24 protein-coding genes are annotated in these 26,075 nt (G+C 64.1%); 15 read left to right on the top strand and 9 right to left on the bottom strand.

Annotated elements, in window-relative coordinates:
• The first annotated feature begins 4 nt into the window (after positions 1-4).
• The 4 genes from lptB (at position 5) to ptsN (ending at position 3,883) form a co-directional block, all read left to right on the top strand.
• On the top strand, positions 5-802 hold the full coding sequence (gene lptB / locus P9A16_RS12610) for an LPS export ABC transporter ATP-binding protein (RefSeq protein WP_371260032.1): 798 nt from the start codon (positions 5-7) through the stop codon (positions 800-802).
• Between the two features lie 152 nt (positions 803-954).
• Complete coding sequence (gene rpoN / locus P9A16_RS12605) at positions 955-2,520, top strand: RNA polymerase factor sigma-54 (RefSeq protein ID WP_278025722.1); 1,566 nt, start codon at positions 955-957, stop codon at positions 2,518-2,520.
• A 250-nt stretch (positions 2,521-2,770) separates the two neighbouring features.
• The gene (gene hpf / locus P9A16_RS12600) at positions 2,771-3,346 is read left to right on the top strand and encodes a ribosome hibernation-promoting factor, HPF/YfiA family (protein ID WP_024270231.1); all 576 of its coding nucleotides are present in this window, start codon (positions 2,771-2,773) and stop codon (positions 3,344-3,346) included.
• Positions 3,347-3,418: 72 nt separating this feature from the next.
• Positions 3,419-3,883, top strand: a complete 465-nt coding sequence (gene ptsN / locus P9A16_RS12595) for a PTS IIA-like nitrogen regulatory protein PtsN (protein ID WP_023516844.1) — start codon at positions 3,419-3,421, stop codon at positions 3,881-3,883.
• A 73-nt stretch (positions 3,884-3,956) separates the two neighbouring features.
• Here the strand turns inward: ptsN and grpE are convergent, their stop codons facing one another.
• Together grpE and hrcA are read right to left on the bottom strand one after the other, a co-directional pair.
• Positions 3,957-4,568: a nucleotide exchange factor GrpE gene (grpE, locus tag P9A16_RS12590; RefSeq protein WP_023516845.1), complete on the bottom strand. Its 612-nt coding sequence runs from the start codon at positions 4,566-4,568 to the stop codon at positions 3,957-3,959.
• Between the two features lie 92 nt (positions 4,569-4,660).
• Entirely contained in the window at positions 4,661-5,737 is a 1,077-nt protein-coding gene (gene hrcA / locus P9A16_RS12585; protein ID WP_245290111.1) for a heat-inducible transcriptional repressor HrcA, read from the bottom strand.
• A 193-nt stretch (positions 5,738-5,930) separates the two neighbouring features.
• Between hrcA and rph the strand changes: the two genes are divergently transcribed.
• The 4 genes from rph to hemW are packed head-to-tail and all read left to right on the top strand — an operon-like array spanning position 5,931 to position 8,930.
• A complete protein-coding gene (gene rph / locus P9A16_RS12580) occupies positions 5,931-6,647 on the top strand; it encodes a ribonuclease PH (RefSeq protein WP_023512387.1) in 717 nt (238 codons plus the stop codon).
• 13 nt (positions 6,648-6,660) lie between these two features.
• Positions 6,661-7,077 (top strand): VOC family protein, encoded by a 417-nt coding sequence (locus P9A16_RS12575; protein WP_023512386.1) that lies wholly within the window; start codon positions 6,661-6,663, stop codon positions 7,075-7,077.
• Between the two features lie 8 nt (positions 7,078-7,085).
• Positions 7,086-7,730, top strand: coding sequence for an RdgB/HAM1 family non-canonical purine NTP pyrophosphatase (gene rdgB, locus P9A16_RS12570; protein WP_023512385.1), 645 nt, complete (start codon positions 7,086-7,088; stop codon positions 7,728-7,730).
• A 6-nt stretch (positions 7,731-7,736) separates the two neighbouring features.
• Positions 7,737-8,930, top strand: coding sequence for a radical SAM family heme chaperone HemW (gene hemW, locus P9A16_RS12565; RefSeq protein ID WP_023512384.1), 1,194 nt, complete (start codon positions 7,737-7,739; stop codon positions 8,928-8,930).
• Positions 8,931-9,055: 125 nt separating this feature from the next.
• On the opposite strand, the gene P9A16_RS12560 is transcribed toward hemW, so the two are convergent.
• Positions 9,056-9,991 carry a DMT family transporter gene (locus P9A16_RS12560; protein ID WP_023512383.1) on the bottom strand — a complete coding sequence of 312 codons (936 nt, stop codon included), beginning with the start codon at positions 9,989-9,991 and terminating at the stop codon, positions 9,056-9,058.
• Positions 9,992-10,127: 136 nt separating this feature from the next.
• Here P9A16_RS12560 and gcvA point away from each other — a divergent pair, with 136 nt between their 5' ends.
• Positions 10,128-11,024: a transcriptional regulator GcvA gene (gene gcvA / locus P9A16_RS12555; protein WP_023512382.1), complete on the top strand. Its 897-nt coding sequence runs from the start codon at positions 10,128-10,130 to the stop codon at positions 11,022-11,024.
• 11 nt (positions 11,025-11,035) lie between these two features.
• Here the strand turns inward: gcvA and P9A16_RS12550 are convergent, their stop codons facing one another.
• The 5 genes from P9A16_RS12550 to mutM form a co-directional block, all read right to left on the bottom strand.
• A complete protein-coding gene (locus P9A16_RS12550; RefSeq protein WP_023512381.1) occupies positions 11,036-11,533 on the bottom strand; it encodes a GNAT family N-acetyltransferase in 498 nt (165 codons plus the stop codon).
• A gap of 76 nt (positions 11,534-11,609) precedes the next feature.
• Positions 11,610-13,061 (bottom strand): chromosomal replication initiator protein DnaA, encoded by a 1,452-nt coding sequence (gene dnaA / locus P9A16_RS12545; RefSeq protein WP_037405983.1) that lies wholly within the window; start codon positions 13,059-13,061, stop codon positions 11,610-11,612.
• 976 nt (positions 13,062-14,037) lie between these two features.
• Positions 14,038-14,304 (bottom strand): 30S ribosomal protein S20, encoded by a 267-nt coding sequence (rpsT, locus tag P9A16_RS12540; RefSeq protein WP_023514010.1) that lies wholly within the window; start codon positions 14,302-14,304, stop codon positions 14,038-14,040.
• Positions 14,305-14,494: 190 nt separating this feature from the next.
• Positions 14,495-15,268 (bottom strand): enoyl-CoA hydratase, encoded by a 774-nt coding sequence (locus P9A16_RS12535; RefSeq protein WP_023514011.1) that lies wholly within the window; start codon positions 15,266-15,268, stop codon positions 14,495-14,497.
• 16 nt (positions 15,269-15,284) lie between these two features.
• A complete protein-coding gene (mutM, locus tag P9A16_RS12530; RefSeq protein ID WP_023514012.1) occupies positions 15,285-16,166 on the bottom strand; it encodes a bifunctional DNA-formamidopyrimidine glycosylase/DNA-(apurinic or apyrimidinic site) lyase in 882 nt (293 codons plus the stop codon).
• A gap of 183 nt (positions 16,167-16,349) precedes the next feature.
• Between mutM and ubiE the strand changes: the two genes are divergently transcribed.
• The 6 genes from ubiE to coaBC all read left to right on the top strand — a co-directional run bounded on the left by ubiE (position 16,350) and on the right by coaBC (position 25,069).
• On the top strand, positions 16,350-17,126 hold the full coding sequence (gene ubiE, locus P9A16_RS12525) for a bifunctional demethylmenaquinone methyltransferase/2-methoxy-6-polyprenyl-1,4-benzoquinol methylase UbiE (protein ID WP_023514013.1): 777 nt from the start codon (positions 16,350-16,352) through the stop codon (positions 17,124-17,126).
• A 37-nt stretch (positions 17,127-17,163) separates the two neighbouring features.
• Positions 17,164-18,738, top strand: coding sequence for a 2-polyprenylphenol 6-hydroxylase (ubiB, locus tag P9A16_RS12520; RefSeq protein ID WP_023514014.1), 1,575 nt, complete (start codon positions 17,164-17,166; stop codon positions 18,736-18,738).
• A gap of 78 nt (positions 18,739-18,816) precedes the next feature.
• A complete protein-coding gene (locus P9A16_RS12515) occupies positions 18,817-22,434 on the top strand; it encodes a FecR domain-containing protein (RefSeq protein WP_278025721.1) in 3,618 nt (1,205 codons plus the stop codon).
• 42 nt (positions 22,435-22,476) lie between these two features.
• Positions 22,477-23,280, top strand: coding sequence for a potassium channel family protein (locus P9A16_RS12510; RefSeq protein WP_024270232.1), 804 nt, complete (start codon positions 22,477-22,479; stop codon positions 23,278-23,280).
• Positions 23,281-23,408: 128 nt separating this feature from the next.
• Entirely contained in the window at positions 23,409-23,636 is a 228-nt protein-coding gene (locus P9A16_RS12505) for a hypothetical protein (RefSeq protein WP_023516244.1), read from the top strand.
• A 227-nt stretch (positions 23,637-23,863) separates the two neighbouring features.
• Positions 23,864-25,069, top strand: a complete 1,206-nt coding sequence (gene coaBC, locus P9A16_RS12500; RefSeq protein ID WP_023516245.1) for a bifunctional phosphopantothenoylcysteine decarboxylase/phosphopantothenate--cysteine ligase CoaBC — start codon at positions 23,864-23,866, stop codon at positions 25,067-25,069.
• Here coaBC and P9A16_RS12495 read toward each other — a convergent pair.
• Positions 25,062-25,883: a class II glutamine amidotransferase gene (locus P9A16_RS12495; RefSeq protein ID WP_023516246.1), complete on the bottom strand. Its 822-nt coding sequence runs from the start codon at positions 25,881-25,883 to the stop codon at positions 25,062-25,064. The two genes, coaBC and P9A16_RS12495, sit on opposite strands and share 8 nt — an antisense overlap.
• Positions 25,884-26,075: the final 192 nt, after the last annotated feature.

Here is a 26,075-nt window from a genome sequence, read left to right as displayed (position 1 = left end):
CTCTTTGCTCTCCCGTCTGACGCGCCGCCCAAGGAAGGTTGCGCCGGAGCCCCAGCGCAGCGCCGATCTTTCGCGCTACGACGGGACCCTCATTGCCCGCGGGCTGACCAAGAGCTATCGCGACCGCTGTGTCGTCAACGGCGTGTCGCTCGTCGTGCGCCGCGGCGAGGCCGTCGGCCTGCTCGGCCCGAACGGTGCAGGCAAGACGACCTGTTTCTACATGATCACCGGTCTCGTGCCTGTCGATGTAGGCTCAATCGAGATCAACGGCAACGACGTCACGACCATGCCGATGTATCGGCGCGCGCGTCTCGGCGTCGGCTATCTGCCGCAGGAAGCCTCGATCTTTCGCGGGCTGACGGTGGAGGAGAACATCCGGGCGGTTCTGGAAGTGCACGACAAGGACAAGGCCCGGCGTGAGCAGAAGCTCGACAGCCTGCTTGCCGAATTCTCGATCTCGCACCTGCGCAAGTCGCCGGCCATCGCGCTGTCGGGCGGCGAGCGGCGACGTCTCGAAATTGCCCGGGCTCTTGCGACCGACCCGACCTTCATGTTGCTCGACGAACCCTTTGCCGGTGTCGATCCGATTTCCGTCGCCGACATCCAGGCGCTGGTGCGCCATCTTACCTCGCGCGGCATCGGCGTCCTCATCACCGACCACAATGTGCGCGAGACGCTGGGCCTCATCGACCGCGCCTATATCATCCATGCCGGCGAAGTGCTGACCCATGGCCGGGCGAACGATATCGTCGCCAATCCGGATGTGCGCCGCCTCTATCTTGGCGATAATTTCAGCCTCTGACGCAAACCCCATGCGTGATCGCTGCGATTTTCACCAAGTTGGCGGCTGGCGCTTGACCAAACCCATCAAAAAAGCAATTTTTGGGCCAGTTGGATTTCGCCTCCTGGATCCTGTCGGTCGGAGGCTGCTTTTCCGGGGAGTAGAGCGTCCGCATGGCACTCGCAGCCAGCCTTTTCCTGCGCCAGAACCAGTCGCTGGTGATGACCCCCCAGCTCATGCAGTCCATCCAGCTTCTGCAAATGACTCATGTCGAGCTCAACCAGTTTATCGCGCAGGAAGTCGAAAAGAATCCGCTCCTGGAGATCGGCTCCGGTGAGGAGGGCGCGCGGGAAAACGAACGCGGCAGCGAGGATTATGCCCTGCCGAGCGAAGATCGCGGCCATGCAGAAGGCAGCAGCGGCGAAGAAGGCTTCCAGCCGGATCTTTATGACAACGCGACCAGCGGCAGCGCCGGCAGCGCGCCCGAAACGCTTGACGGCGGCCTCGAAAACGTCTTTCCCGACGATACCGGCCCCCGCGCCGCCGACGCGCCGGAGCTCATCGGCCAGTGGAAATCCATGCCAGGCGGCGGCGAGGACAGCGAAGGTTACGACCTCGATGACTTCGTGGCGACCCGCAAGACGCTGCGCGATGTGCTGAACGAGCAGATTCCCTTCATCCTTCCCGATGCGGTCGATCGACTGGTCGCCCAGCATCTCGTCGACCAGCTCGACGAGGCCGGCTATCTCCAGGGCAGCACGGCCGAGACGGCGTTGCGCCTCGGCAAACCGGTGGCTGACATCGACCGCGTGCTCTACCGCCTGCAGGAACTCGATCCGCCCGGCGTCTTTGCCCGCTCGCTCAGCGAATGCCTCGCCATCCAGCTGAAGGCGAAGGACCGGCTCGATCCGGCCATGGCCGCGCTCGTCGATAACCTCGAACTGCTCGCCCGACGCGATTTCGCAACACTGAAGAAACTCTGCGGCGTCGGCGAGGAGGACCTCATCGACATGCTGGCGGAAATCCGCAAGCTCGATCCCAAACCCGGCACGCGCTACGAGAACAGCGCCTCGGAGGCCGTGGTGCCTGATATCGTCGTGCGCGCTGCACCGGACGGAACCTGGCATGTCGAGCTCAATGCCGACACACTGCCGCGCGTGCTCGTCAACCGCGACTATTACGCCTCCGTCTCCAGCCGTACGCGCCGCGACAGCGCAGATTCCGGCTTCCTCAACGAATGCCTGCAGACAGCCAACTGGCTGACGCGCAGCCTCGACCAGCGCGCCCGCACCATCATGAAGGTGGCGGCCGAGATCGTCCGCCAGCAGGATGCCTTCCTGATGTACGGGGTCGACCACCTGCGCCCGCTGAACCTGAAGACGGTCGCCGAGGCGATCAAGATGCACGAATCGACGGTGAGCCGCGTCACCTCGAACAAGTACATGCTGACGCCGCGCGGTCTCTTCGAGCTGAAATATTTCTTCACTGTCTCGATCGGCTCGGCGGAAGGCGGTGATTCCCATTCGGCCGAGAGCGTGCGCCACCGCATCCGCACCATGATCGCCCAGGAGCAGCCCGACGCGGTGCTCTCTGACGACGATATCGTCGATGTCCTGCGTCAGGGCGGCGTCGACCTTGCCCGCCGCACCGTGGCAAAATACCGCGAGGCGATGAACATCCCCTCCTCCGTGCAGCGGCGGCGGGAAAAGCGGGCGCTGGCCAAAGCCGCCGCGTCGTGAAGCAAAGCCGGGATATCAGGCCTTTGCGTATGACAGACGTTAAGATTGCGTGAACTCGGGAATTGACTTCGTTAACGGGACGGGCTAATGCGCGCCCCACTTCCGAAGGGAAGGCAGACCGGAATTCCAGATATATCCCCGCTTTTCTGGAGTGTGCGATGCAAAAAACAGCGCATGCGTGAAACGCTTGGAACGTGGATAAGGTTGGAATAGACTGTTGCACGCAAATCACGAAAGAGAGGAAACCTCCATGAGTGTGCGTGTATCCGGTAAACATATGGAAATCGGCGAAACTTTCCGTCAGCGGATTGAAGAGCAGGTCGGAGAGGCCGTAACCAAATATTTCGACGGAGGATATTCGAGCCAGGTTACCGTGGAAAAAGCGGGGTCGCGGTACAGTGCCGATTGCAAGGTACACCTCGATACCGGCATGGCCTTGCAGGCAAACGGCGAAGCGAACGATCCCCTGGCGGCCTTCCAATCGGCCTCGGAACGGATCGAGAAGCGCCTGCGTCGGTACAAGCGCAAGCTCAAGGATCACCACAACGGCAATGGTCACGATGCCTTTGCAGAAGTGGCATACACGGTGATGGATTCGGTCCCCGAGGAAGACGACGAGCTTCCCGAGGACTACGCGCCGACCATCGTTGCGGAAAGCACGAAGAAACTGCGGACCATGTCCGTCGCCAGCGCCGTCATGGCGCTCGACTTGACGGACGATCCGGTTCTTCTTTTCCGCAGCGCAGGCTCGGAGCAGCTCAATATCGTCTACCGACGCAACGACGGCAATATTGGCTGGATCGACCCAGCCAATATCAAAGGCTGAGTGACGGGAGCGTGGCGCCGGGACGGGCGCCACGCCTCTTCAAACCTTCACCCAGCGCACGAGGACAAAAGCATGGCATTGGCAGGTTTGCTGCAGCAGAGTGCGATTATTCCGGCGATGAAGGCCAACTCCAAGAAGCAGCTGCTTCAGGAACTGGCGACAAAAGCGGCAAAGATCACCGGGCTTCCGGAACGCGAGATTTTTGACGTCATCCTTCAGCGCGAGCGGCTCGGTTCGACCGGCGTGGGCAATGGCATCGCCATACCGCACGGCAAGCTGAAGGAGCTTTCGCAGATCACCGGCCTCTTCGCGAGGCTCGAAACCCCCGTCGACTTCGAGGCATTGGACGACCAGCCGGTCGACCTCGTCTTCCTGCTTCTGGCCCCGGAAGGTGCCGGCGCGGATCACCTCAAGGCCCTCTCGCGCATCGCCCGCGTGCTGCGCGATCCGGCCATGGTTGCCAAATTGCGCGCCTCCGACAGCGAGAGCGCCATCTATGCCTGCCTCAGCGAGGAGCAGGCATCGAACGCGGCCTGACATTTTCTAGAATGGGCACGAAAAAACCGGCGGTTTTGCGACCGCCGGTTTTTCTTTGTCCTGTCGGTCCTGATCAGGCCTGTGCGGTGCTTGCATCACCGGCAGGCGCCTTCGGGCCGCCCTTGGAAACGCCGACCATGGCCGGGCGCAGCACGCGTTCGCCGATGACGTAACCGTCCTGCACGACCTGCACGACCGTGTTGTTGGCGACATCAGTGTTCGGCACTTCGAACATGGCCTGATGGAAGTTCGGGTCGAACTTCTCGCCGATCGGGTCGAGCTTGCGCACACCGTGGCGTTCGAGGGCGGCGAGCATGGAACGCTCGGTCATCTCCACGCCCTCGGCCAGTGCCTTCAGACCGGCATCTTCCGTGGTCTGGGCATCGGCCGGAATGGCGTCCAGCGCGCGGCGCAGATTGTCCGACACGGCCAGCATGTCGCGGGCAAAGCCGGCGACGGAGTAGGACTTGGCATCCTTCACGTCGCGTTCGGTGCGGCGACGCAGGTTATCCATCTCGGCGGCGAGACGCAGGTACTTGTCCCTGAGATCGGCATTTTCCGCGCGCAGCGCATCGACCGGATCCGGCTCTGCCGGATCGCCCGCCTCTTCCGGCGCAAACGTGTCGGCAGCAAGAATGTTCTCTACCGCTTCGTCAGGTCCATGGTTCTTGTTCTCGTCGGTCATGACGTACTCCGAATTCCATCTTGTAAGGGTTTGGGCCCGATATCGAGCTTTGATCCCGAAAAATCAAGGGCTGATGCCCGGTTTGCAGGCCGTCAGCGTGAAAGCCGCGAGATCAGCTGGGCGGTGTAGTCCACCATGGGCACGATCCGGGAATAGTTGAGCCGCGTCGGCCCGATAACGCCGACGGCGCCGACAATCTTGTCGTCACCGTCGCGATAGGGGGCGACGATCAGCGAGGAACCGGACAACGAGAAGAGCTTGTTTTCCGAGCCGATGAAGATACGCACGCCCGGCCCCGTCTCGGCCAGGTTCAGGAGCTCGATCAGGCTGTCCTTGCGCTCGAGGTCGTCGAAGAGCATGCGCAGGCGATCGATATCCTCGGCGCCGGCGAGCCCCTCCAGGAGGTTCGCCCGGCCGCGCACGATGAGCCGCGTCGGCTTGCCCTCATCGAAACCACCGGACCAGACCATCAGCCCGCGCTCGACGAGGTCCTGCGACAGCTTGTCCAGCTCGCCGCTGATTTCTCCGCGCAACCGCTCCAGCTGGGCGCGCGCCTCCAGCAGCGTGTTGCCGGCAAGGTGGGCGTTGAGAAAATTGGCGGCCTCGGTGAGCTGCGAACTCGTGACGCCCGCCGGAAGCTCGATGATGCGGTTCTCCACCAGGTCGTGATCGCCCACCAGCACGACGAGCGCCTTGGTCGGCTCCAGCCGGATGAACTCGACATGTTTCAGGATGGCGTCGTTCTTTGTGGTGATGACGAGGCCGGCCCCGCGCGACATGCCCGACAGCGCCTGGCTCGCCTCGTTCATCATGGTCTCGACGGCCGTGTGCTTCTGGCCGTGCGGGCGCACATGACGCTCGATCGAGGCGCGGTCCTCCGACGAAATGTTGCCCACCTGCATGAAGGCATCGACGAAGAAGCGCAGGCCAAGCTGCGTCGGAAGACGTCCGGCGCTGATATGGGGCGAATAGATAAGGCCGAGTTCCTCAAGATCGCTCATCACATTGCGCACGGAGGCCGGCGAGAGCGACATGGGCAGAATGCGCGACAGGTTGCGCGAGCCGAGAGGCTCGCCGCTTTCCAGATAGCTTTCGACGATACGGCGGAAGATTTCGCCCGAACGCTCGTCGAGCGCTGCCTGACTGTCAGGACCCGGAGATTTCTTCAAAACCATCTTTCCGCTGCAAACCCTGTTATCCGACAGGAATATAGTGATTTCGCAAGAGAGCGCAAAACGGATTTTCCCGCCGCGATTTTCCGCCGCAAGGCGCCAAAACACAAGCCTTGCGCCGCGCTGCCATTCCCTCGCCCGGCGATCTGGTCTAAAGCAGCTTCCCAGATAATTCAGACAGGAGTTCGCAATGCGGCCGTCCGGCAGAAAAACCGACCAGATGCGCAAGGTTTCCTTCGAGCGCAATATTTCCAAACATGCCGAAGGCTCCTGTCTCGTCAAGTTCGGCGACACGCATGTGCTCGTCACGGCCAGCCTTGAAGACAAGACGCCGCCATGGCTGCGCAACAGCGGCAAGGGCTGGGTCACCGCCGAATACGGCATGCTGCCCCGCGCCACCGGCGACCGCATGAGGCGTGAAGCCGCTGCCGGCAAACAGGGCGGCCGCACGCAGGAAATCCAGCGCCTCATCGGCCGCTCGCTGCGCGCCGTCGTCGATCTCGAAGCGCTCGGCGAGCGCCAGATCACCGTCGACTGCGACGTCATCCAGGCTGACGGCGGCACGCGTACGGCGTCCATTACCGGCGCCTGGATCGCCCTTCACGACTGCCTGAAGTGGATGGAAGCCCGCAACATGATCAAGGTGGAGAAGGTCCTGAAGGACCATGTCGCCGCGATCTCCTGTGGCATCTTCGCCGCCCAGTCGGTCATCGACCTCGACTATCTCGAGGATTCCGCCGCGGAGACCGACGCCAATTTCGTCATGACTGGTTCGGGCGGTATCGTCGAAATCCAGGGCACCGCCGAGGGCAAGCCGTTCACGGAAGAGGAGTTCTCCAGCCTGATGGCGCTTGCCCGCGCCGGCATCGCCGATCTCGTCACCCTGCAGAAGCAGGCTGTCGCCTGAGACAGGTTTCGTCATGACCGCCGCGATCGAAGGCATTCTCGAAACCGCGCTCTACGCGGACGACCTCGACGCGGCGGAAGCCTTCTATGCCGGCATCCTGGGATTGGAAACGATCACGCGGCAGGCGAACCGCCACGTCTTCTTCCGCTGCGGCGCCGGTGTGCTCCTGATCTTCAATCCTGCCGAAACCGTGCATCCGCCGCCGCCCCACGCCTTTCCGGTGCCGGTGCATGGCGCGAAGGGCCCGGGCCATGCCTGTTTCCGCGTGCCCGGCCCGGCGCTTGATTTCTGGGTAAAAAAGCTCGAAGAAGCCGGCATCGCCATCGAAGCGGACTTCTGCTGGCCGAACGGCGCCCGCTCCATCTATTTCCGCGACCCTGCCGGCAACAGCCTCGAATGTGCCGAACCGGGCCTCTGGAACATCGCTTGAGGATTTTCATGCGCAAGCTCGACACCAAGACGATCGTCGTCGCCAGCCACAATGCCGGAAAGATCCGCGAGATCGAAGACCTGATCGGCCCGTTCGGCTTTTCTGCCAAATCCGCCGCCGAACTGAAATTCGAGGAGCCGGACGAAACCGGCACGACCTTCGAGGAGAACGCGACGATCAAGGCGCTTGCCTCGGCAAAGGCCTCGGGCCTTCCCGCCCTGTCGGACGATTCCGGTCTCGTCATCGACGCACTCGACGGCGCGCCGGGCGTCTACACGGCAAACTGGGCGGAAAAGGAAGACGGCACGCGCGACTTCGCCATGGCTATGGAGAAGGTGGAGAAGGCGCTTGCCGACAAGGGCATCACCGAAACCAGGGGCCGCACGGCGCGCTTCGTTTCCGTGCTGTGCCTTGCCTGGCCCGATGGCCATACCGAACTCTTTCGCGGCGAAGTGGAAGGCCACGTCGTCTGGCCGCCACGCGGAACGCAAGGCTTCGGCTACGATCCGGTCTTCCGGCCGGACGGCTATGAGACGACCTTCGGCGAGATGAGCGCAGAAGAAAAGCACGGCTGGAAGCCGGGGGATGCGGCCGCACTGTCGCACCGCGCCCGTGCCTTCAAGCGTTTCGTCGAAACCTGCCTGAAGGCTTGAGGCGCGATGACGGCGGTGCCCTTCGATATCCGGCCGAGCATGGGAGCGGACCTTTCCGACCCCGGCTTCGGCATTTATGTGCACTGGCCGTTCTGTGCCGCCAAATGCCCCTATTGCGACTTTAACAGCCATGTACGCCACCAGCCGGTCGATCAGCCGCGCTTCGTGCAGGCCTTCCTGAAGGAGATGGCGACGATGCGCCGCCTCACCGGCTCGCGCAGCGTCACCAGCATCTTCATGGGCGGCGGCACGCCCTCGCTGATGGCACCGGAGACGGTGGATGCGATCCTCAACGGCATCGCCCGCCACTGGCATGTGCCTGATGGCATTGAGATCACCATGGAGGCAAACCCCTCCAGCGTCGAAGCCGATCGGTTCCGCGGCTACCGCGCGGCCGGCGTCAACCGCGTCTCGCTCGGCGTTCAGGCGCTGAACGACCGGGACCTGAAGTTTCTCGGCCGGCTGCATGACGTTGCCGATGCGCTGAAGGCGATCCGGCTGGCACGCGACATCTTTCCGCGCATGTCCTTCGACCTCATCTACGCCCGCCCCAACCAGAGCGTCGAGGACTGGGACCGGGAGCTGAAGGAGGCCGTCTCCTACGCCGTCGATCATCTCTCGCTCTACCAGCTCACCATCGAGGAAGGCACACCCTTCTATGGCCTGCACAAGGCCGGCAAGCTGGTCGTCCCCGACGGCGAGCAGTCCGCCGTGCTCTACGAGGCGACGCAGGAGATCACCGAGCGCGAGGGCATGCCGGCCTACGAGGTCTCCAACCATGCCCGTCCCGGTTCGGAAAGCCGCCACAACCTCACCTACTGGCGCTATGGAGACTATGTGGGCATCGGCCCCGGGGCACATGGTCGCCTTACGACAGGCGGCGCAAAAATCGCCACCGCGACGGAGCGGCGGCCGGAGGGCTGGCTGGAGCTTGTCGAGGCGGAGGGCCACGGCATGGTCGATCAGGAGCTTTTGGAGCGCGAGGCACAGGCGGACGAACTTTTGCTGATGGGGCTTCGCCTGAAGGAAGGCATCGACCTCGTCCGCTGGCAGGCGCTGTCCGGTCGCGATCCGGATCCGGATCGCGAACAGTTCCTCATCGAACACGGTTTCATCGAGCGGCTTGGCAATTCGCGGCTACGCTGCACGCCGGCCGGCATGCTGATCCTCGACGCCGTCGTGGCGGATCTCGCCTGCTGACCCTTCGGCCGTTCCAATGAAACTCCCTCACTGGAACGGCCTTCCTGGAGTGTCTTTCCAACATTGTTCCGGAGGCCCGGTTCGGCACATGTCCGCCGAACTCGTACTCCCCGCAAAACCATGCGCTAAGCGTCAGAGCCGATCGGCCGGCGCTTTTCCGTGATCATGCGCAGGAGACGCCCGTCGATGGCCGCAAGGCCGACGGCGATCAGCGCCATGCCGGCAAAATGCTTCGGCGCCAGCACCTCGCCGAGCACCAGCGCGCCGAGCAGGATGGCGCTGACGGGGATGAGGAAGGTCACGAGCATCAGGTTCGTCGCACCTGCCGTGGCGAGAATGCGGAAGAAGATGACGTAGGCGAGCGCGGTGGCAAGGAAGGCAAGGCCGAACAAGGCCATCCAGGTCTCCGCCGAGGGCATGGCGAGCGTCCATGGCTTGTCGACGATCAGCGCAACCGGCAGCATCAGCACGGCGGAAGCCGTCACCTGCCCTGCGGCCGGCAGCAGCGGCGGCAGGCCCATGCGGCGGAAGCGGCGACCGAAGATACCGGCAATCGAATAGGAGACGGCGCCGCCGAGCACGGCCAGCTGCGCCAGGAGATTGGCCCCGAGGTCGGAGAGCACCGAGGGGCCGATCATCAGCGCCACGCCGAGAAAGCCGACAATGACACCGACGAGGCGCCCGCCCGTCATCTTCTCGTCCGTCGTCAGGAGATGGGCGGCGGTAACGGCAAAGAGCGGTGTGGTGGCGTTGAGGATGGAGGCAAGGCCACTCGCAATATGCGTCTGGCCCCAGACGATCAGCGAAAACGGAATGATATTGTTGAGCACGCCCATGCCGAGGAAGGCGAGCCACACCTCCCTGCTGCGCGGAATGGCATAGCCGGCGAGGCGCACGACCATCCAGAGCGCGAGGGCGGCAAGGCCGACGCGGGCAGTGACGATGGTGAGCGTCGGCAGCTCGCGCACGAGAATGCCGTTGAAGAGGAACGAGCCGCCCCAGAGAAGCGAGAGCGCGACGAGCAGGCCCCATTCGCCTGCGGTCATATTACGATTGGCCATCGGAACATCCTTGCGAAATTTTCTAAATCGAACGTGATGCCCGGATGTCAAAATCCGGTTTTCACGTTATAATTCCGCGGATTTCCGTGCCGTACAAACGATCATATTTCGGCTTTTCAGCGAGGAAAACTAAATCATGAGCGGCCGCCTTCCCTCCCTCTCCGGCCTGCGCGCCTTCGAAGCGGCGGCACGGCATCTGAGCGTCACGCTCGCCGCCGGCGAGCTCAATGTCACGCCCGGTGCCGTGAGCCTGCAGATCCGCGAGCTGGAGCAATCGCTTGGCGTGCAACTCTTCGAGCGGCGGCCGCGGCAAATCCGGCTGACGGAGGAGGGCGAAGGATATTTCAAGGCGATGCGCTCGGCCTTCCGCATGATGCGCGAGGCGACCGACGAATTGCTGGTCCGGGCACGATCCCCGGCAACGCTGTCGATCAGCTGCACGCCGACCTTCGCCGCCCAGTGGCTCGTGCCGCGCCTGCCGAAATTCGAGGAACGCCTGCCTGGCGCGGACATCCGCATCAGCGCCTCGAACCGTCTCGTCGATTTTGCCCGCGACGGCGTCGATATCGCGATCCGCCACGGCTTCGGCCGCTACGAAGGCCTTGTCAGCGAAAGGTTGCTCGACGACGACCTGATGCCCGTCATCGCGCCGGCTCTGAAGGACAAGACCCCGCTGGATACGCCGGCGGACCTCTCCGGCCACGTACTGATACATGACGTGCACCGGCAGGACTGGCGGCTCTGGCTGGAGGCAATGGGCGTTGCCGGCATAGACGTGCAGCGCGGCCCGGTCTTCACCGACAGCAATGGCGCAATCGAAGCCGCCAAGGCCGGCGACGGCGTGGCACTGGCTCGGCTGTCGCTGGTGGCGCGCGAAGTCCAGGAGCGCCGGCTCATCGCCCCCTTTTCACGCGGCGTGACGACGGGCCTTGCCTACTACATCGTCTATCCGCCCGGCGCGCTGGACCGGCCGGCTGTCGCAGCGCTGCGGCAATGGCTGACGGAGGAGGCCCGGGCGGTGCAGGGAAACTGAGACAAGGCCGTTCAGTCGTCGAAATCTTCCATTTGCTGCCTGTAGGCCTCAAAACCCGCCCGGACGTAGGTCGCCTGCGCCTTCGGGTGATCATTCGTGTCCGTATGGAGCCAAACCCGCCGCGTCGTGCGCGCCCACACGGCACGCAGGGCAGTGTCCAGCAGGAAGGGGCCGAGGCGCCGGCCATAGGCCGCCGGAACAAGACCGAAATGGGTGAGCTCGATATCGGGCGCGGCCACGGCATCGAATTCACAAAGACCGATCGGCCGCCCCTCCTCCCGCAGGACAAAGGTTTCCGTCGAGGCGGCAGACAGGAAGAGCGCCAGGTCCTCCCGGGTCATGTTCAGGCGGGAGTCCCAACCGAGCGGCGTGCCGATTGTCCGGTACAGGGCGAGGTAATCCGGCACGGACATGCGTTCCCGCCGAAGCTCCAGGCCCGCGACGGGCGCCAGCAGGGGCTGGCCCGCCGGCGCAACGCGCTGTTCCATGTAGGTGACAAGCAATCTCATGCCGGGCCCCTCAAAGGCAGAATGCCGTGCCAACCCAGCGGCAAGCACGGCATTGGCACGGCGAAGCGGAGCAGGTCTACTCGTTGATCAGCCGCTTGAGGAGTTCGATCTCGTGGCTGAGCTTCGTGTCCCCCGAAATCAGCTCCTCGATCTTGCGCACGGCGTGCAGCACGGTCGTGTGGTCGCGTCCGCCGAAGCGACGGCCGATCTCCGGGAAGGAGCGCGGCGTCAGCGTCTTCGACAGATACATGGCGATCTGCCGCGGCTTGACGATGACGCGCGTGCGGCGGTTCGAGACCAGTTCCTGGCGCGAGACGTTGTAGTGTTTCGCCACGACGCGCTGGATGTCCTCGATACGCACCCGGCGCGGCTCGCCGGCAGCGACGAGATGGCCGAGCAGCTCGTCGACGCGCTCGATCGTAAGGTTCGGCTCGAAGGAACGGCGGAAGAGCAGCTGGTTGAAGGCGCCTTCCAGTTCCCGGCCGCTTGCCGTGATGTTGCGCGCGACGTGGCTCAGGATCTCGACCGGAATGTCGAGCGAGCCATCTTCCTGCTGCGCGGCGGCGAGGCGGCGCTTGAGGATTTCGAGGCGCATTTCGTAGTCCGGCGCTTCCATTTCGATGGCGACGCCGCCCTGGAGACGGGAACGAACCCGCGGATCGAGCGATTCCAGCTCCCACGGCGCGCGGTCGGCAGCGACCACGACCTGCTTGGCGGAATCCAGCAGCATGTTGAGCAGGTGGCAGAACTCGTTCTGGATCGAATTGCCCTGCAGGAACTGCATGTCGTCGATGATCAGGAGATCGATATTGCGCAGCGTCTCCTTCAGGGAAAGCGCATCATTGTCGCGGATCGCGGTTGCGAAGCGCCACATGAAGTATTCGGCCGTCAGATAGACGACGCGCGGATTGCGGGCGCTCGACAGGGCGCCGAGCGCGATCGCCTGCAGGAGATGCGTCTTGCCGAGGCCGACGCTGGAATGGACGAAGAGCGGGTTGAAGCGCACGGCACCGGCACCTGCTTCCGCAATCGTGCGGGCAGCGGCAAGGGCAACGCGGTTCGAAGTGCCCTCGACGAAGACATCAAACGTATAACGCTGGTCGAGCGGCGAGCCGAAGAGCGGGCTGGACTGCTGCGCGCGCGGCTGGGCGGCCGCGGCAACAGAGACCGCAGCGCTGGCGACGGGCTGCGGGCCGCTTGCCGGGCGGCGCGGCTGCGCCTGGGGCGCGACGGGTTCGGTGACTGCCGTATCCTCGGCAAGTCCGGTGCGGGCGCCGCGGGTTGCAGTGCGCACCAGGATTTCGACCTTGAGGATCTCGGCATCTTCCTGCTGGAACAGACTGGTGATGAGATCGAGATAACGATTGTTGATCCAAGATTTGAGGAACGTCGTCGGCACCGACAGGCGCACGACGCTCTTGGAAACGGAGTGGACCTTCAACCGCCCGAACCAGCTCGCAAAGACGTCCGGACCAACCTGCGCCTTCAATCGCGCGCTGACCCGTTCGAAAATCGCGTCCTGCTTCATATCGGATGGAACCCCCGCCGCCTGCACCCCTTCTTGCGGGAGCGCCTTCAGTGCATTTTCCCCATTCGCGAATGCACCAGCCGTTCTGGCCGTATTCATCTGCATCTTGCCGCCTTTCATGCGTCCTTCGCCACGTCGGCATTCCTGCCGGCGCCTTTCATGTTTGCCACCCCCCGGCCGTGCCGAGCCATCGCCCGGTCCGGGAGCTGGTGCCCCGATCATGCCGACCCCCTACATTCGGCACGAACCTGTTTCCCAAACACAATTCGGGTCCGTCGGATCCGTTGTCATGCCGGATCATCAAGCCCCGTCTGTGGCCGCGCCGCTCACTCCCTCGTCGAGCGTACGGCGGGCATGCCCTCACCATCCGGATCGTCCTCACGACCCTTGCAACCGGCGCAACCAATAGTCACAAAAACCCTCGCCAGTGTGCGGTGAGGCACCTGGGGCAAGTGTTGCCGATTGGATGATTTTACGAAGCGGAGCCGCTCCGTCACAGGGGACAAACAATCACCGCTGTCTTCATGAGACAGTCTTGTCAGCGATCATTTTAAGGCTGTGTCCGCGCCCCCTGTGGAAAGCATTTAGGCAGGATCAGGCACCAAGATCAATCACGAATTTTACGCAAAATTAAGGGGCAGCCGTTGACTCGCAAGCGCGTTCCTGACTCGGAATCGGGGGGCCAAAGGAGAATCTGTTAGGAATCAATGGCTTTGTTTTCGGGTCCTTTTCGGAACCCCCAAAAAACGAAAAAAATAAAAATTCGCTTGACTCAAATTGCTGTCAAACTCCCGCAACGAAAGGCGGAAGAACCCCACCCAACCTCCTGCAAGTAACTGAATTTAAAGGATTTTCTTCGTCACTCTTTTGACACGATCAAGCCTTGCACATTCACCATGGCCGGGTCAAAAAACCAAAGAAAAAGCCCGGCGCAAGCGCCGGGCTTTTTCTAATATTGCATAGCTCGATGGAACTATCAGGCCGACATCGTCTTCACGCGGTTCGCCAGACGCGACACCTTGCGGGATGCTGTATTGGAATGGAGCACACCCTTCGTGGCGGCGCGCATCAGTTCCGGCTGGGCAGCCTTCAGAGCGGCAGCGGCGGAAGCCTGATCGCCGGAGGCGATGGCCTCTTCGACCTTGCGGATGAAGTTACGGACGCGCGAGCGGCGCGACTTGTTGACTGCGGTGCGCGCGGCGATCTTGCGGGTCGCCTTCTTTGCCGAGGTTGTATTGGCCATTTATGCCTCTCTTCAGAAATCTGACACAAACTCCACCCTCGCCGTGCCGGGTCACTGCGACCTGTCATCAAAGCAATTCGGGAGCAATATCGGAAAACCTTGGAATTCGGCTTTCCAAACTGTGGGCGGCGTATAGCGGGAAACCACGGCGACGTCAACGCGGATTCTGCAAGAAACGCCAACCGCGGTCTCAGCGATGCCGGAAGGCCGGCTTGCGCTTCTCGATGAAGGCCGCCATGCCCTCCTTCTGGTCTTCCGTGGCGAACAGCGCGTGGAACAGGCGGCGCTCCGCGCGCATGCCCTCGGCCAGCACGGTCTCGTAGGCGCGGCCCACCGCCTCTTTCGCCAGCATGGTGGCCGGCAGGGAGTAGCCGGCGATCTTCTCCGCCGCGGCCAGCGCCTCTTCCAGCAGCTTTTCCGGTGCCACCACACGAGCGACAAGGCCGGCGCGTTCGGCTTCGGCCGCATCCATGAGGCGGCCGGTAAGGATGAGGTCCATCGCCTTGGCCTTGCCGATGGCGCGTGTCAGGCGCTGCGTACCGCCCATGCCGGGAATGACGCCGAGCGTGATTTCCGGCTGGCCGAACTTCGCCGTCTCCGAAGCGATGATGAAATCGCACATCATGGCGACCTCGCAGCCGCCGCCGAGCGCAAAGCCGCTGACGGCGGCGATCATCGGCTTGCGGCAGGCCGCCACATCGTCCCAACCGGCAGCAAGATCCTCCATCATGGCGTCGGCGAAGCCATAGGGCTGCATCTCCTTGATGTCGGCGCCGGCGGCAAAGGCCTTTTCCGAACCGGTGATGACGATGGCGCCGATGCCGGCATCCGCCTCGAAGGCGGCAAGCACGCCCTTCAGCTCGTCGAGCAGCTTGCGGTTCAGCGCGTTCAGCGCCTGCGGCCGGTTGAGCGTGACGAGACCGACGCGCCCGCGCGCCTCCACCAGCAGGGTTTCATAGGTCATGGTTCTCTCCTCTGTTCTATTTCTGGCAGGCGGCGCAATGGAATGTCGATCGGCCGCTCTGCACGATGCGGCCAATCGTGCCTGCGCAGCCCGGCGTGCGGCAAGGCTCCTTCTCGCGGTCATAGACGGAAAAGGAATGCTGGAAATAGCCGAGCGAGCCGTCGGCGCGGATATGGTCGCGCAGGGTCGAACCACCCGCCTCGATGGCATCGGCGATCACCTGACGGATCGCCTCGGTCAGGTAGACGAGTTCCTTCTTCGGCTTGCCCGCAGCCGTTACCAGCGTGCCCGCCAGCCTTTCCGGCGAAAGATGCGCGCGCCAGAGGGCTTCGCAGACATAGATGTTGCCGAGGCCGGCAATATTCTTCTGATCGAGCAGAGCAGCCTTCAGCGGCGTCTGGCGGCCGCGGAACTTGGCGGCGATGTAGTCGGCATCCAATGTATTGCCGGTCGGCTCGGCGCCGAGATCGCGGAAGAAGGCGTGGGCGGCGATATCTTCCCGCCGAGCAAGGTCCATAAAGCCGAAACGGCGGGGATCGTTATAGATGACGCGGCGCTCGCCTTCCGGCGTCTCCAGATGAAACACGACATGATCATGGCGCGTGTCCTTGCTGCGGGGAATGTGGAAATCGCCGGGTGGCTCGGCACCCTCCACCCGGAAGGAGCCGGACATACCAAGATGGGCGATCACCACGTCTCCGCCGTCGATATCGATGAGCAGATACTTGGCGCGGCGGCCGAGCGAGACGACACGGCGGCCGGACACCGCCTCGGAAAAGGCCGGCGGGAAGGGGAAGCGCAGGTCTGGGCGGCGCAGCTCCGCCCGGCGGATCGTCGCTCCCTCCATGACCGGGGCAAGGCCGCGGCGCACCGTTTCCACTTCCGGCAATTCCGGCATTACGTTCTCCTTCGATTTAACCTTGAGCGCATTTGCCGCGGCGCGGCATTTCCCTCTCGGCAATCTATGTCCTATATACCCGGCGAAGCGACGGGTGCTGTGCGTGAGATAGCGCGGCCCCGGCCAATTCGCTATGGTCTTTGCGGCAATCCGGCTGCGACAGACCGGCCCATGGAGACGACGATGACGGAACAGCGCACATCCGCGGACGGCGGCATGGAAACCTCCTACGGGTTTCGCGAGGTGCCGCAGGGCGAGAAGCAGGCGCTCGTCAACGACGTGTTCCACAAGGTGGCCAAGCGCTACGACATCATGAACGACGTCATGTCCGCCGGCCTGCACCGGGCCTGGAAGGACGCGATGATCGCGAGCCTCAATCCGCGCAAGGATCCGTCCTACAGAGTTCTGGACGTCGCCGGCGGCACGGGCGACATCGCCTTCCGCATCGTGGAGGCTTCCGACAAGCTGGCCCATGCCACCGTGCTCGACATCAACGGCTCGATGCTGTCGGTCGGCGCCGACCGGGCGGCGAAGAAGGGCCTTTCCGCCAATCTCGATTTCGTCGAGGCCAATGCGGAGGAGCTTCCATTCGAGACCGGCAGTTTCGATGCCTATACGATCGCCTTCGGTATCCGCAACGTGCCGCGCATCGATGTGGCGCTGTCGGAGGCCTACCGCGTCCTGAAACGGGGCGGGCGCCTGCTCGTGCTCGAATTCTCCGAAGTGGAGATGCCGCTGCTCGACACGTTCTACGAGACCTGGTCGTTCAAGGCGATCCCGCAGTTCGGCAAGATGATCACCGGGGATGCCGAGCCTTATCAGTATCTCGTGGAATCGATCCGCAAGTTCCCGAACCAGCAGGATTTTGCCGCGATGATCCGCACCGCCGGCTTCTCCCGTGTCACCTTCACCAACTATACCGGCGGCATTGCGGCGCTGCATTCGGGCTGGAAGCTCTGAGCATGGCCCCGTCCTCCTGCAAGCGGCACCGTTCCGCATGAGTATTTTCGGTGCCTATCTTCGGCTCGCCCGCGTGGGCTGGGTTCTCGTGCGCGAGGGCGTCGTCTCGGCGCTGCCGACCGAGGGCATGCCGCCGCTCGCCCGCACCGCGCATACGCTTGCCGGCCTCTTCGAACGCCGTCGGGCTTCGAAGGAGGACCGCAGCGACCGCCTCGCCCGCGCCATCGAGCGTCTCGGCCCCTCCTATGTGAAGATGGGCCAGTTCCTGGCGACCCGGCCCGACGTTGTCGGCGCCGAGATCGCGGTCGATCTCTCCGCCCTGCAGGACCGCATGGCGACTTTTCCGCGCGAAGCGGCCGTTGCCACTGTCGAAGGCTCGCTCGGCCGGCCGCTCGACGATCTCTATGTGAATTTCGGCGACCCGATCGCCGCTGCCTCCATCGCGCAGGTCCATCCCGCGACGGTGCGCGACGCGACCGGCGAACGCAAGGTCGCCGTCAAGGTCATCCGCCCCGGCGTGCGCCAGCGTTTCGCCCGCGATCTCGAGGCGATGTATGCGGCCGCGCACCTCCAGGAACGCATCCTGCCCAACACGCGCCGGCTGAAGCCGGTCGAGGTGACGCGCACATTGGAGCAGACGACGAAGGTCGAGATGGATCTTCGCCTCGAAGCGGCCGCGCTTTCGGAACTCGGCGAGAACACCACGGACGACCCCGGTTTCCGGGTGCCCAAGGTCGATTGGGAGCGCACCGGGCGCGACGTCGTCACCATGGAGTGGATCGACGGTATCAAGATGTCCGATGTCGAGGGGCTGCGTAACGCCGGCCATGACCTCGACAAGCTGGCCGACACGCTGATCCAGTCCTTCCTGCGCCACACGCTGCGCGACGGCTTTTTCCATGCCGACATGCACCAGGGCAATCTCTTCGTCGATCCCGAAGGCGTGATCGTCGCCGTCGACATGGGCATCGTCGGCCGGCTCGGCAAGAAGGAGCGCCGCTTCCTTGCCGAAATCCTCTACGGCTTCATCACGCGCGACTACCAGCGCGTCGCCGACGTGCATTTCGAGGCGGGCTACGTGCCCTCGCATCATGATACTGCCAGCTTTGCCCAGGCGATCCGTGCCATCGGCGAGCCGATCCACGGCCAACCGGCCGAGACCATCTCCATGGCAAAACTCCTGACCCTGCTTTTCGAGGTGACGGAACTCTTCGACATGGAGACCCGCACCGAACTCGTCATGCTGCAGAAGACCATGGTGGTGGTGGAAGGCGTCTCGCGCACGCTGAACCCCCGCTTCAACATGTGGAAGGCCTCCGAGGGCGTTGTCGGGGACTGGATCCGGGACAATCTGGGGCCGAAGCGGCTTTTGACGGACCTGCGCGACGGCGCCCATGCCGCCCTGCGGCTGGCCGAGGCGGCCCCGGAAATCGCGGCCAAGGCGGAAAAGCTTTCGCAGGATATCACGAGCATGGCCGAAAAAGGCCTGCGTTTCGATGCAGAGACCGCCGAAGCGATCGGCCGCTCCGAGGCGCGCCACAGTCGCTCCGGCCGGCTGGCACTCTGGATAATTGCTGCAACACTCATCTATATCGCCTGGACGCTTACCTGACGGGTTGCTCTCCGCGCGTTGACAACACCGAAAAATTGCATCCATATCGTCGCCTTCGAGGGTGGACGAATAAGAAACATGCGTGTGTTGAAGCTGGGCGTTTCGGCCCTCGCGATCGTTGCGGGCTTTTTTCCGGCGTCGGCCGAAATTCTGCCGCGCGGCGCAACCGTCGATGGCGCCGTCGTGGATCGCAAATCCGGTGAGGAGGTGCGTTTCGTTGCGGTGGACAACTGGCGCGGCGTCGAGGTCAACCAGGACCTCCTTGCCGGCGATACGCTTCGCACCAATGCCATCGGCAGCCTTGCCATCCGCTTTGCCGACAACACGCTGGTGCGCATGGCGCGCGAGACGGTTTTGCGCGTGCGCAAGATCGACGGCGCCTCGGACAGTTTGCTCAATCTCGAAGGCGGCACGATCTGGGGCCGGGCGGACCGCGGCGGCAGCGGGCTCACCGTCGACACGCCCGCGGCGGCGGCGGCCATTCGCGGCACGGACTGGACGCTGCGTGCCGAGGGCGACCGCACGACGCTGACCGTGCTCGAAGGCACGGTGGAGCTATCCAATGCGCAGGGCACGGTGACGGTCGGCCAGGGTGAAGGCGCCGTGGCGCGGATCGGCGAGGCACCGCGCAAGTACATCCTCGTCAATCTCAAGGAGCGCGAGCAGGTCCTGCTCTACAGCGAGGTACGCGGCACCTTCTCGAGCCTGCCGATCAGCGGTGCGCAAAGCACCGAAGCCCGCGCCGAGCGGCGACGCATCCTCGATACGCCGGAAGCCGGCCGCAGCCGCGAGGACTGGCTGAAGCTTGCCGAGACGGCGCTCGCCTATGACGGCAGGGCCGCAGCCGAAGCCGCCCTTGCGCGCCTGCCGCGCCCGCTTCCCGCCGCGCTGGAAGCCCGCGCCAACCTGGTCGAGGCGATGATCGCCGGCCAGGCCACGCGCTATGACGCAGCGATCCGGCTTTTCCGCAAGGCGATGCCGCATCTTGCTGGCGAACGGCGCGCCATGGCGCAGTACGGCGCGTGGATCGCCCTCTCGCTGGAGGATCCGGACACCAGCGCACGCCCTCCCGTGCTGAACCGCACGCCGAAATCGGCCGGCGAGGCCCTTGCCCAGGCCACCGTCATCGCCAACCTGCAGGGCGAGGTCGAGGCGATCGCGTTCCTGCGCAAGGCCGAGCAGCGTTTCCCGAAGGATGCGACCCTGCCCGCCATGCGCGCCAGCCTTGCCTATGAACTCGACGATCGCGACGAGGTGCGCGCAGCGCTCGACCGCGCCGGATCGATCGATCCGGACGATCCTGCCCACCTGCTTGTCAGCGCTCGGTTCCGTGCCACCGTGTCGAGCGACGTCGACGGTGCCCTTGCCGATCTCGACCGGGCGGTGAAGGCCGCCCCCGGCGACGATGCGGTGTGGAACGAGATCGGCATCCTCAAGAGCGACCGCAACGCCATCGTCGAAGCCAATGCCGCCCATCGGCGCGCCATCGCCCTCAACCCGGAAAACGCTGCGCTGCATGCCAACCACGCCCGTTTCCTGATGGACAACGACCAGATGGCAGCGGCAAAGGCGGCGATCGACGCCGCCGAAGCACTCGACCCCACCTCCTACGCCGTGCTTGCCGCCAAGGGTCGCTATCTGCTGCGCATGGGCGAGACCGCGGAAGGCGAGAAGGTCTTGCAGGAAGCCGCGGCCGTCAATCCGACGGCCGGCGACGCGCTGATCGGCCTTGCCATCGCCAACTACCAGAGCGGCGCCGATGCCGAGACCGCCCAGGCGCTCGACAATGCCGACCGTTTCGACAAGGACAATCCGAGCATCGCGCTGATCCGCGCCGGCATCGCGATCGATGAGTTCCGCGCCGACGACGCCATCCTCGACGCCCGTGAGGCGTTGCGCCGCCGCCAGGCACGCGGCGGCTACTACTCCGGCTACGACACCAACCGGCAGGTCTCCTCCTATCTCGGCGTGGCGCTCGACAATATCGGCCTCACCGAATGGGGCCAGTTCTATGCCGACCGGTCCTACGACCCCTTCGTCTCCACGACCTATATTGACGAGGGGACAGCGGGTGGCGGCAGCCCCTTCGTCAATACGCCGCTTTCCGGCCTCGACCGTTCCGCCTCCGGCGGGTCCTCCATCGCATCGGAACTTCAGGCCCGGCTCTTCGCCCCCCTGTCCATCGCTTCGGAGGAAAAGCGCAACAGCCTCGAGACCCGCAACTTCTTCGAGGCCTCGCTGGGCGGAACACTCACAGGCTACGGCGCCGATACCGGCTGGGCGAGCGACATCCTCCTCCAGGGCACGAGCTATACGCCCATGCCGGTCAGCTACTATCTGCAGGGTAGCCTCTTCCGACCGGAGAGCGCCCGGGAGAACGACGAGAACGACCTTCTGGGCGGGCTTTTCCGCATCGGCATCAAGCCGACGCTGACCGACAGCGTCTACCTCTTCGGCAACAGGATCCGGCAGGAGGTCGGTTATCCCGGCCAGACCTCCAATCCTGCCCCTTTCAACGACAGCGTGACGGATGCTACCGAGCTTGGCGTCGCGTGGAGCCATGTCATCGGCGAGCGCAACGTGGTGCAAGCCTTCGCAGTCAACCGCCGGGTGGACGACCTGACCCGATCCCGCTCCACCGACAACAGCGTTGTCCCACCCGTCGTCTATCGCATCAATGAAAGGTCGCGGGAGGACATCTTCACCTATGGCGTCGGTCATCTTCTGGGCATCGGGCCGCTGACACTGCGCTACGGGATAGAAGCGGCAGAAAGCGATTTCCGGATTTCCGCGACCTCGACCAACCTGACGACCGGCGAGATCGAGGACCTCGGCGTCGCCAACGGCGGCAGTTCGACGACACAGGCCTATATCGACGGCTATCTGGAACTTTCTGATAGCCTGCAGATCCAGGCAGGCGCGTTCCAATCCCGCTTCGACGGCGACAGCCCGCGCTGGGGACCGGTCGACTACCGGCTCGGCATCGCCTTCGCGCCGAACGACAACCATTGGCTGCGCGCCTACTATCGGCAGGATACGCAATTCGCCAGCAACTATACGCTTTCGCCCGTCACGACGGTCGGGCTTGCCCCGATGGAGCTGCCGCTTTTCCGGGGCGGGCAGACGCGGACGACAGCGGTGCGCTGGGATGCCGAGTGGAACGAGCGCTTCTTCACCGCGGTCGAGTACCAGCACCTGCGCTTCAACGGCCTGACGCTGACACCGGAAGACTTCATGGCGAGCTTCCTGACGGACACGGGCAAGATCGACCGCCTGCAGATCAGCGCCAACTACTGGGTCGCCGACGGTCTCGGCGCCTTCGGCTCCTTCACCTGGAACACCAGCAAGGACACCACGACCGGCTGGGACCCCTCCTTCGACGTGCCGCTGGTGCCCGACTATGTGGCGCAGGCAGGCCTGACCTATGTGCACCCCGCGCGCTGGACGGCAACGCTCGCCCAGAGCTTCGTCGGTCCGCGGCTCGGCTCGCAATATTACGAGGAGGACGGCGCACCAGGTGGCCGCACGCTCGACAGCTACTGGACGACGGATGTCGCACTGACCTGGAAATCGGAGAGCGGGCACCTGGAGGCCGGCCTCAGCGTGCTGAACATCTTCGACAACGACATCGAGATGGCAGATCGCCTGCCCGGACCCGGCCGCACCTTCCTCGCGACGATGAAGGCACGGTTCTGACGGAACGCTTGACCGGTCTTTGGCGGACGCTAGTCTTTCGGCATGGCTGACGAACCTCTGATCGCGACCGAACCGCCGCCCTTTCTCGAACGGGTGCGGCGGCAGTTGCGCGGGCTCTATTTCGGCCGCGACCGGGAGGCGATCCGTTTCCAGGTCACCATGCTCTTCGTCGACATCGTGATCCTCGGTTTCTTCATCGCCGGCCCGTATCTGCGCACCGGGCCGGCCTACATCATCGTCGATTACGTCATCGCCGCCATCATCGCCTTCGAGCTTGCCGCACGGGCGCTGATCGCGCCGAACCTGCGCTACTGGGCAACGCGGCCGATGACCTGGGTGGATATCGTCGTGCTCGGCACACTGCTCTTTCCCAATCAGCTGCACAATTTCGCCTTCCTGCGTGTCCTGCGCATCTGGGCGATCAGCCAGAGCAAGCTGGTGACATTGCTGCTGCACCGCATCGGGCAAGGCGAGAAGGAGGAGGTCATCCAGGCCTGCGTGAATTTCCTCGTCTTCCTCTTCCTCGTCACCGGCTTCGTCTACAGCAACTTCTTCTACGGCGCCGAGGGTTTCGAAGGCTTCGTCGACGCGCTCTATTTCTCCGTCGCGACCGTCACGACCACCGGCTTCGGCGACATCACCCTGCCCGGCACGCTGGGAAAGCTCACGTCCATCGTCACGATGATCATCGGCATCTCGCTCTTCGTCCGCCTCGCGCAGGCGATCGTGCGGCCCTACAAGGTGAACTTCCCTTGCCCGCAATGCGGCCTCTCGCGCCACGAGACCGATGCCGTGCACTGCAAGGCCTGCGGCCATGTGCTGAACATTCCGAACGACGACGCCTGAATCACCCTGTCTTGGCCCGCCGCGCCTGTTCCCGCAGGACGGGAAAGATGCTACTTTAGAAAAGTCGGAATAACCGGCATATCGCATTGCAAGACCGTATTCTCCAAAGGGCCAGAGGGGAGCCGTCCATGCGCAAGATCCTTGTTTCCATCGCCATTACCGCCATGTCCCTTGGTGCTTCCGCCGCACCGTCGCTCGCCGGCATGACGCCGGACCCCGCGACGATCCGGCCGGCAAGCGCCGTCGAGCTTGCCACGCACTACTACGGGCACAAGCCCAAGTGTTTCTGGAAGAAGATCAAGAAATACGACTACTACGGCAACCTCGTCATCAAGAAGGTGAAGGTCTGCCACTAGGCGCCTTGCCGGCCACGGTCGGGGAACCGCCGCCGGACAGGACCTGAAAACACTGCCGCAACGGGCAGGACGGAGCAGTCGTCCTTCCGAGCGTGGGGCATGCGCTACAGGCGGCTGGAGGTTTCCGCGCTTCTTCGAAGCACGAAAACACTCGAGCGTCTTGTTTTCACACGATTGCGGGCGCAAAACCGCTTCAGCGCTTTTGCTGGAATTGTTTGGGACCCGCCATGTCGCTTGCTGGAAAACGCATCCTTCTCGTCATGTCCGGCGGCATCGCCGCCTACAAGAGCCTTGACCTGATCCGCCGGCTGCGCGAGCGCGGCGCCGAGGTTCGTCCGGTCATGACGGCGGGCGCGCAGCAATTCGTCACGCCGCTTGCCGTCGGCGCGCTTTCGGCCGGCCATGTCTATACCGACCTCTTTTCCCGCGAAGACGAGCAGGATGTCGGGCATATCCGGCTGGCGCGCGATTGCGACCTCATCGTCGTCGCCCCCGCCACGGCCGATCTCATGGCGAAGATGGCGAACGGCCTCGCCGACGACCTTGCCTCCACGGTGCTGCTCGCCACCGACCGGCCGGTGCTGCTGGCTCCTGCCATGAACCCGAAAATGTGGTCGCATCCGGCGACCCGGCGCAATGTCGAGACGCTGCGGGGGGACGGGCTTGCCTTTGTCGGCCCCAATGCCGGCGAGATGGCGGAGGGCGGCGAAGCCGGCCTTGGGCGCATGGCCGAACCGCTCGAGATCGTCGCAGCGGTGGAAGGCCTGCTCGATGGCGGCGCAAGGCCGCTGGCCGGCCGCAAGGCCGTCGTTACGTCCGGGCCGACCCATGAGCCTATCGACCCCGTGCGCTACATCGCGAACCGCTCCTCCGGCCGGCAGGGCCACGCCATCGCCGCAGCGCTCGCCCGGCTCGGGGCCGAGGTGACGCTGGTGTCTGGCCCCGTCACGCTCAGCGATCCGCCGGGCGTCAAGGTGGTGAAGGTCGAGCGGGCGGACGAGATGCTGCAGGCGGTCCTCGGCGCACTGCCCGCGGATATCGCCGTCATGGTCGCGGCCGTCGCCGACTGGCGCGTGGCAACACCGAACAGCGAGAAGATCAAGAAGCAGCTGGGCGAAGGGCCGCCCCCGCTGATGCTCGCCGAGAACCCGGATATCCTGAAGACCGTCGGCCATCATGCCAAACGCCCGAAGGTCGTCGTCGGCTTTGCCGCCGAGACGCAGGATGTCGAGAGCAACGGCCGCGTGAAGTTGCAAAAGAAGGGCGCCGACCTCATCGTCGCCAACGACGTCTCGCCGGAAACGGGCATCATGGGCGGCACGCGCAACAGCGTGAAGCTGATCACCGCCGGCGGCGTCGAGCAATGGCCGGATCTTTCGAAGGACGACGTCGCCGGTCGCCTTGCCGGCTGGATTGCCGAACGGCTTACTTGACGAGGGCGAGACGCCCTTCCATCGCCTGTGCCGGCCGGCCGGCGGGAGAGAAGATGCGCACGTCGACGCCGTTTTCGCCGAGCACGACGGCGCTGCCATCGGGGATTTCCACCCAGGCTTCCGTATCGTCGTTCAGCGGCTCGGAGACCAGGCAATAGCCGCCCGTCGCACCCATTGGCGCGGCGTAGAGCGTCGGCGCGGCGTAGTCCGTCGCATACCGCACCGCATAGAGCTGGTCGCCATCGGTGAAGGCGGCGGTGAAGCGCACGAGCACGCGGCGCTCCAGATGGGCGGCGAGCCGCTCGACGAAGGCGATCGTCTCGGCCATCGCGCCGAGCGGGTCGCGGGCAAGGCCGAACTGCAGGGCGAGCAGGAAGAGCAGCTCGGAATCCGTCGAGCCGGTGCGGGCCATGTAGAGGTCGTTGTCGAGCATGGTTTCGAGCGGCCGGCGCAGGTGCTCGAAGTCGGCGATCTGGCCATTGTGCATGAAGGACCAGATGCCGTTGACGAAGGGATGGCAATTGTCGCGCCGCGTTCCGCCGCCGGTTGCGGCACGCACATGGGCAAGGAACAGCGGCGAGCGCACCTGGCTGGCAATGCTGCGCAGGTTGCAATCCGACCAGGCGGGCAGGATGTCGCGGTAGCGGCCGGGCTCCGCGCGCTCGCCATACCAGGCGATGCCGAAACCGTCGCCATTGGTCGCCGTCTTGGCACGGGTGGCGCAGTGGGATTGCTCGATCAGCGAATGGGCAGGCGAGGACACCAGTTCCTCAAGGAAAAGCGGCTCTCCACGATAGGCTGCCCAACGGCACATGACGCTACTCTCGCTTTCGAAGACCGGCACGAACCGGTGATGGACTCGACGCATTAACCATGGCACTGCCCGGATTTTCAACGCAAATGGGTAAAATTGCGTTAACGAATGTAAACGGGCCGAAACCATGCGTGTCATTATGATGACAGCAGCAAAGGGCGCAGTTCCGGCGGAACATGCGTTTTGTGAACG

This window comes from Shinella sp. 838 (assembly GCF_029623935.1).
Lineage (GTDB): Bacteria > Pseudomonadota > Alphaproteobacteria > Rhizobiales > Rhizobiaceae > Shinella.
This window is presented reverse-complemented; position numbering and strand designations above follow the sequence as displayed.

Coding starts and splice junctions, on each gene's coding strand:
- ptsN (WP_023516844.1), top strand. CDS start 3,419: ATGGCATTGGCAGGTTTGCTGCAGCAGAGTGCGATTATTCCGGCGATG.
- gcvA (WP_023512382.1), top strand. CDS start 10,128: ATGAGCGGCCGCCTTCCCTCCCTCTCCGGCCTGCGCGCCTTCGAAGCG.
- P9A16_RS12535 (WP_023514011.1), bottom strand. CDS start 15,268: ATGACCTATGAAACCCTGCTGGTGGAGGCGCGCGGGCGCGTCGGTCTC.
- P9A16_RS12575 (WP_023512386.1), top strand. CDS start 6,661: ATGACCGCCGCGATCGAAGGCATTCTCGAAACCGCGCTCTACGCGGAC.
- rdgB (WP_023512385.1), top strand. CDS start 7,086: ATGCGCAAGCTCGACACCAAGACGATCGTCGTCGCCAGCCACAATGCC.
- grpE (WP_023516845.1), bottom strand. CDS start 4,568: ATGACCGACGAGAACAAGAACCATGGACCTGACGAAGCGGTAGAGAAC.
- hpf (WP_024270231.1), top strand. CDS start 2,771: ATGAGTGTGCGTGTATCCGGTAAACATATGGAAATCGGCGAAACTTTC.
- P9A16_RS12560 (WP_023512383.1), bottom strand. CDS start 9,991: ATGGCCAATCGTAATATGACCGCAGGCGAATGGGGCCTGCTCGTCGCG.
- P9A16_RS12550 (WP_023512381.1), bottom strand. CDS start 11,533: ATGAGATTGCTTGTCACCTACATGGAACAGCGCGTTGCGCCGGCGGGC.
- P9A16_RS12495 (WP_023516246.1), bottom strand. CDS start 25,883: ATGTGCCGTTGGGCAGCCTATCGTGGAGAGCCGCTTTTCCTTGAGGAA.
- rpsT (WP_023514010.1), bottom strand. CDS start 14,304: ATGGCCAATACAACCTCGGCAAAGAAGGCGACCCGCAAGATCGCCGCG.
- ubiB (WP_023514014.1), top strand. CDS start 17,164: ATGAGTATTTTCGGTGCCTATCTTCGGCTCGCCCGCGTGGGCTGGGTT.
- P9A16_RS12505 (WP_023516244.1), top strand. CDS start 23,409: ATGCGCAAGATCCTTGTTTCCATCGCCATTACCGCCATGTCCCTTGGT.
- P9A16_RS12510 (WP_024270232.1), top strand. CDS start 22,477: ATGGCTGACGAACCTCTGATCGCGACCGAACCGCCGCCCTTTCTCGAA.
- P9A16_RS12515 (WP_278025721.1), top strand. CDS start 18,817: ATGCGTGTGTTGAAGCTGGGCGTTTCGGCCCTCGCGATCGTTGCGGGC.
- rpoN (WP_278025722.1), top strand. CDS start 955: ATGGCACTCGCAGCCAGCCTTTTCCTGCGCCAGAACCAGTCGCTGGTG.
- mutM (WP_023514012.1), bottom strand. CDS start 16,166: ATGCCGGAATTGCCGGAAGTGGAAACGGTGCGCCGCGGCCTTGCCCCG.
- coaBC (WP_023516245.1), top strand. CDS start 23,864: ATGTCGCTTGCTGGAAAACGCATCCTTCTCGTCATGTCCGGCGGCATC.
- ubiE (WP_023514013.1), top strand. CDS start 16,350: ATGACGGAACAGCGCACATCCGCGGACGGCGGCATGGAAACCTCCTAC.
- rph (WP_023512387.1), top strand. CDS start 5,931: ATGCGGCCGTCCGGCAGAAAAACCGACCAGATGCGCAAGGTTTCCTTC.
- hemW (WP_023512384.1), top strand. CDS start 7,737: ATGACGGCGGTGCCCTTCGATATCCGGCCGAGCATGGGAGCGGACCTT.
- dnaA (WP_037405983.1), bottom strand. CDS start 13,061: ATGAAGCAGGACGCGATTTTCGAACGGGTCAGCGCGCGATTGAAGGCG.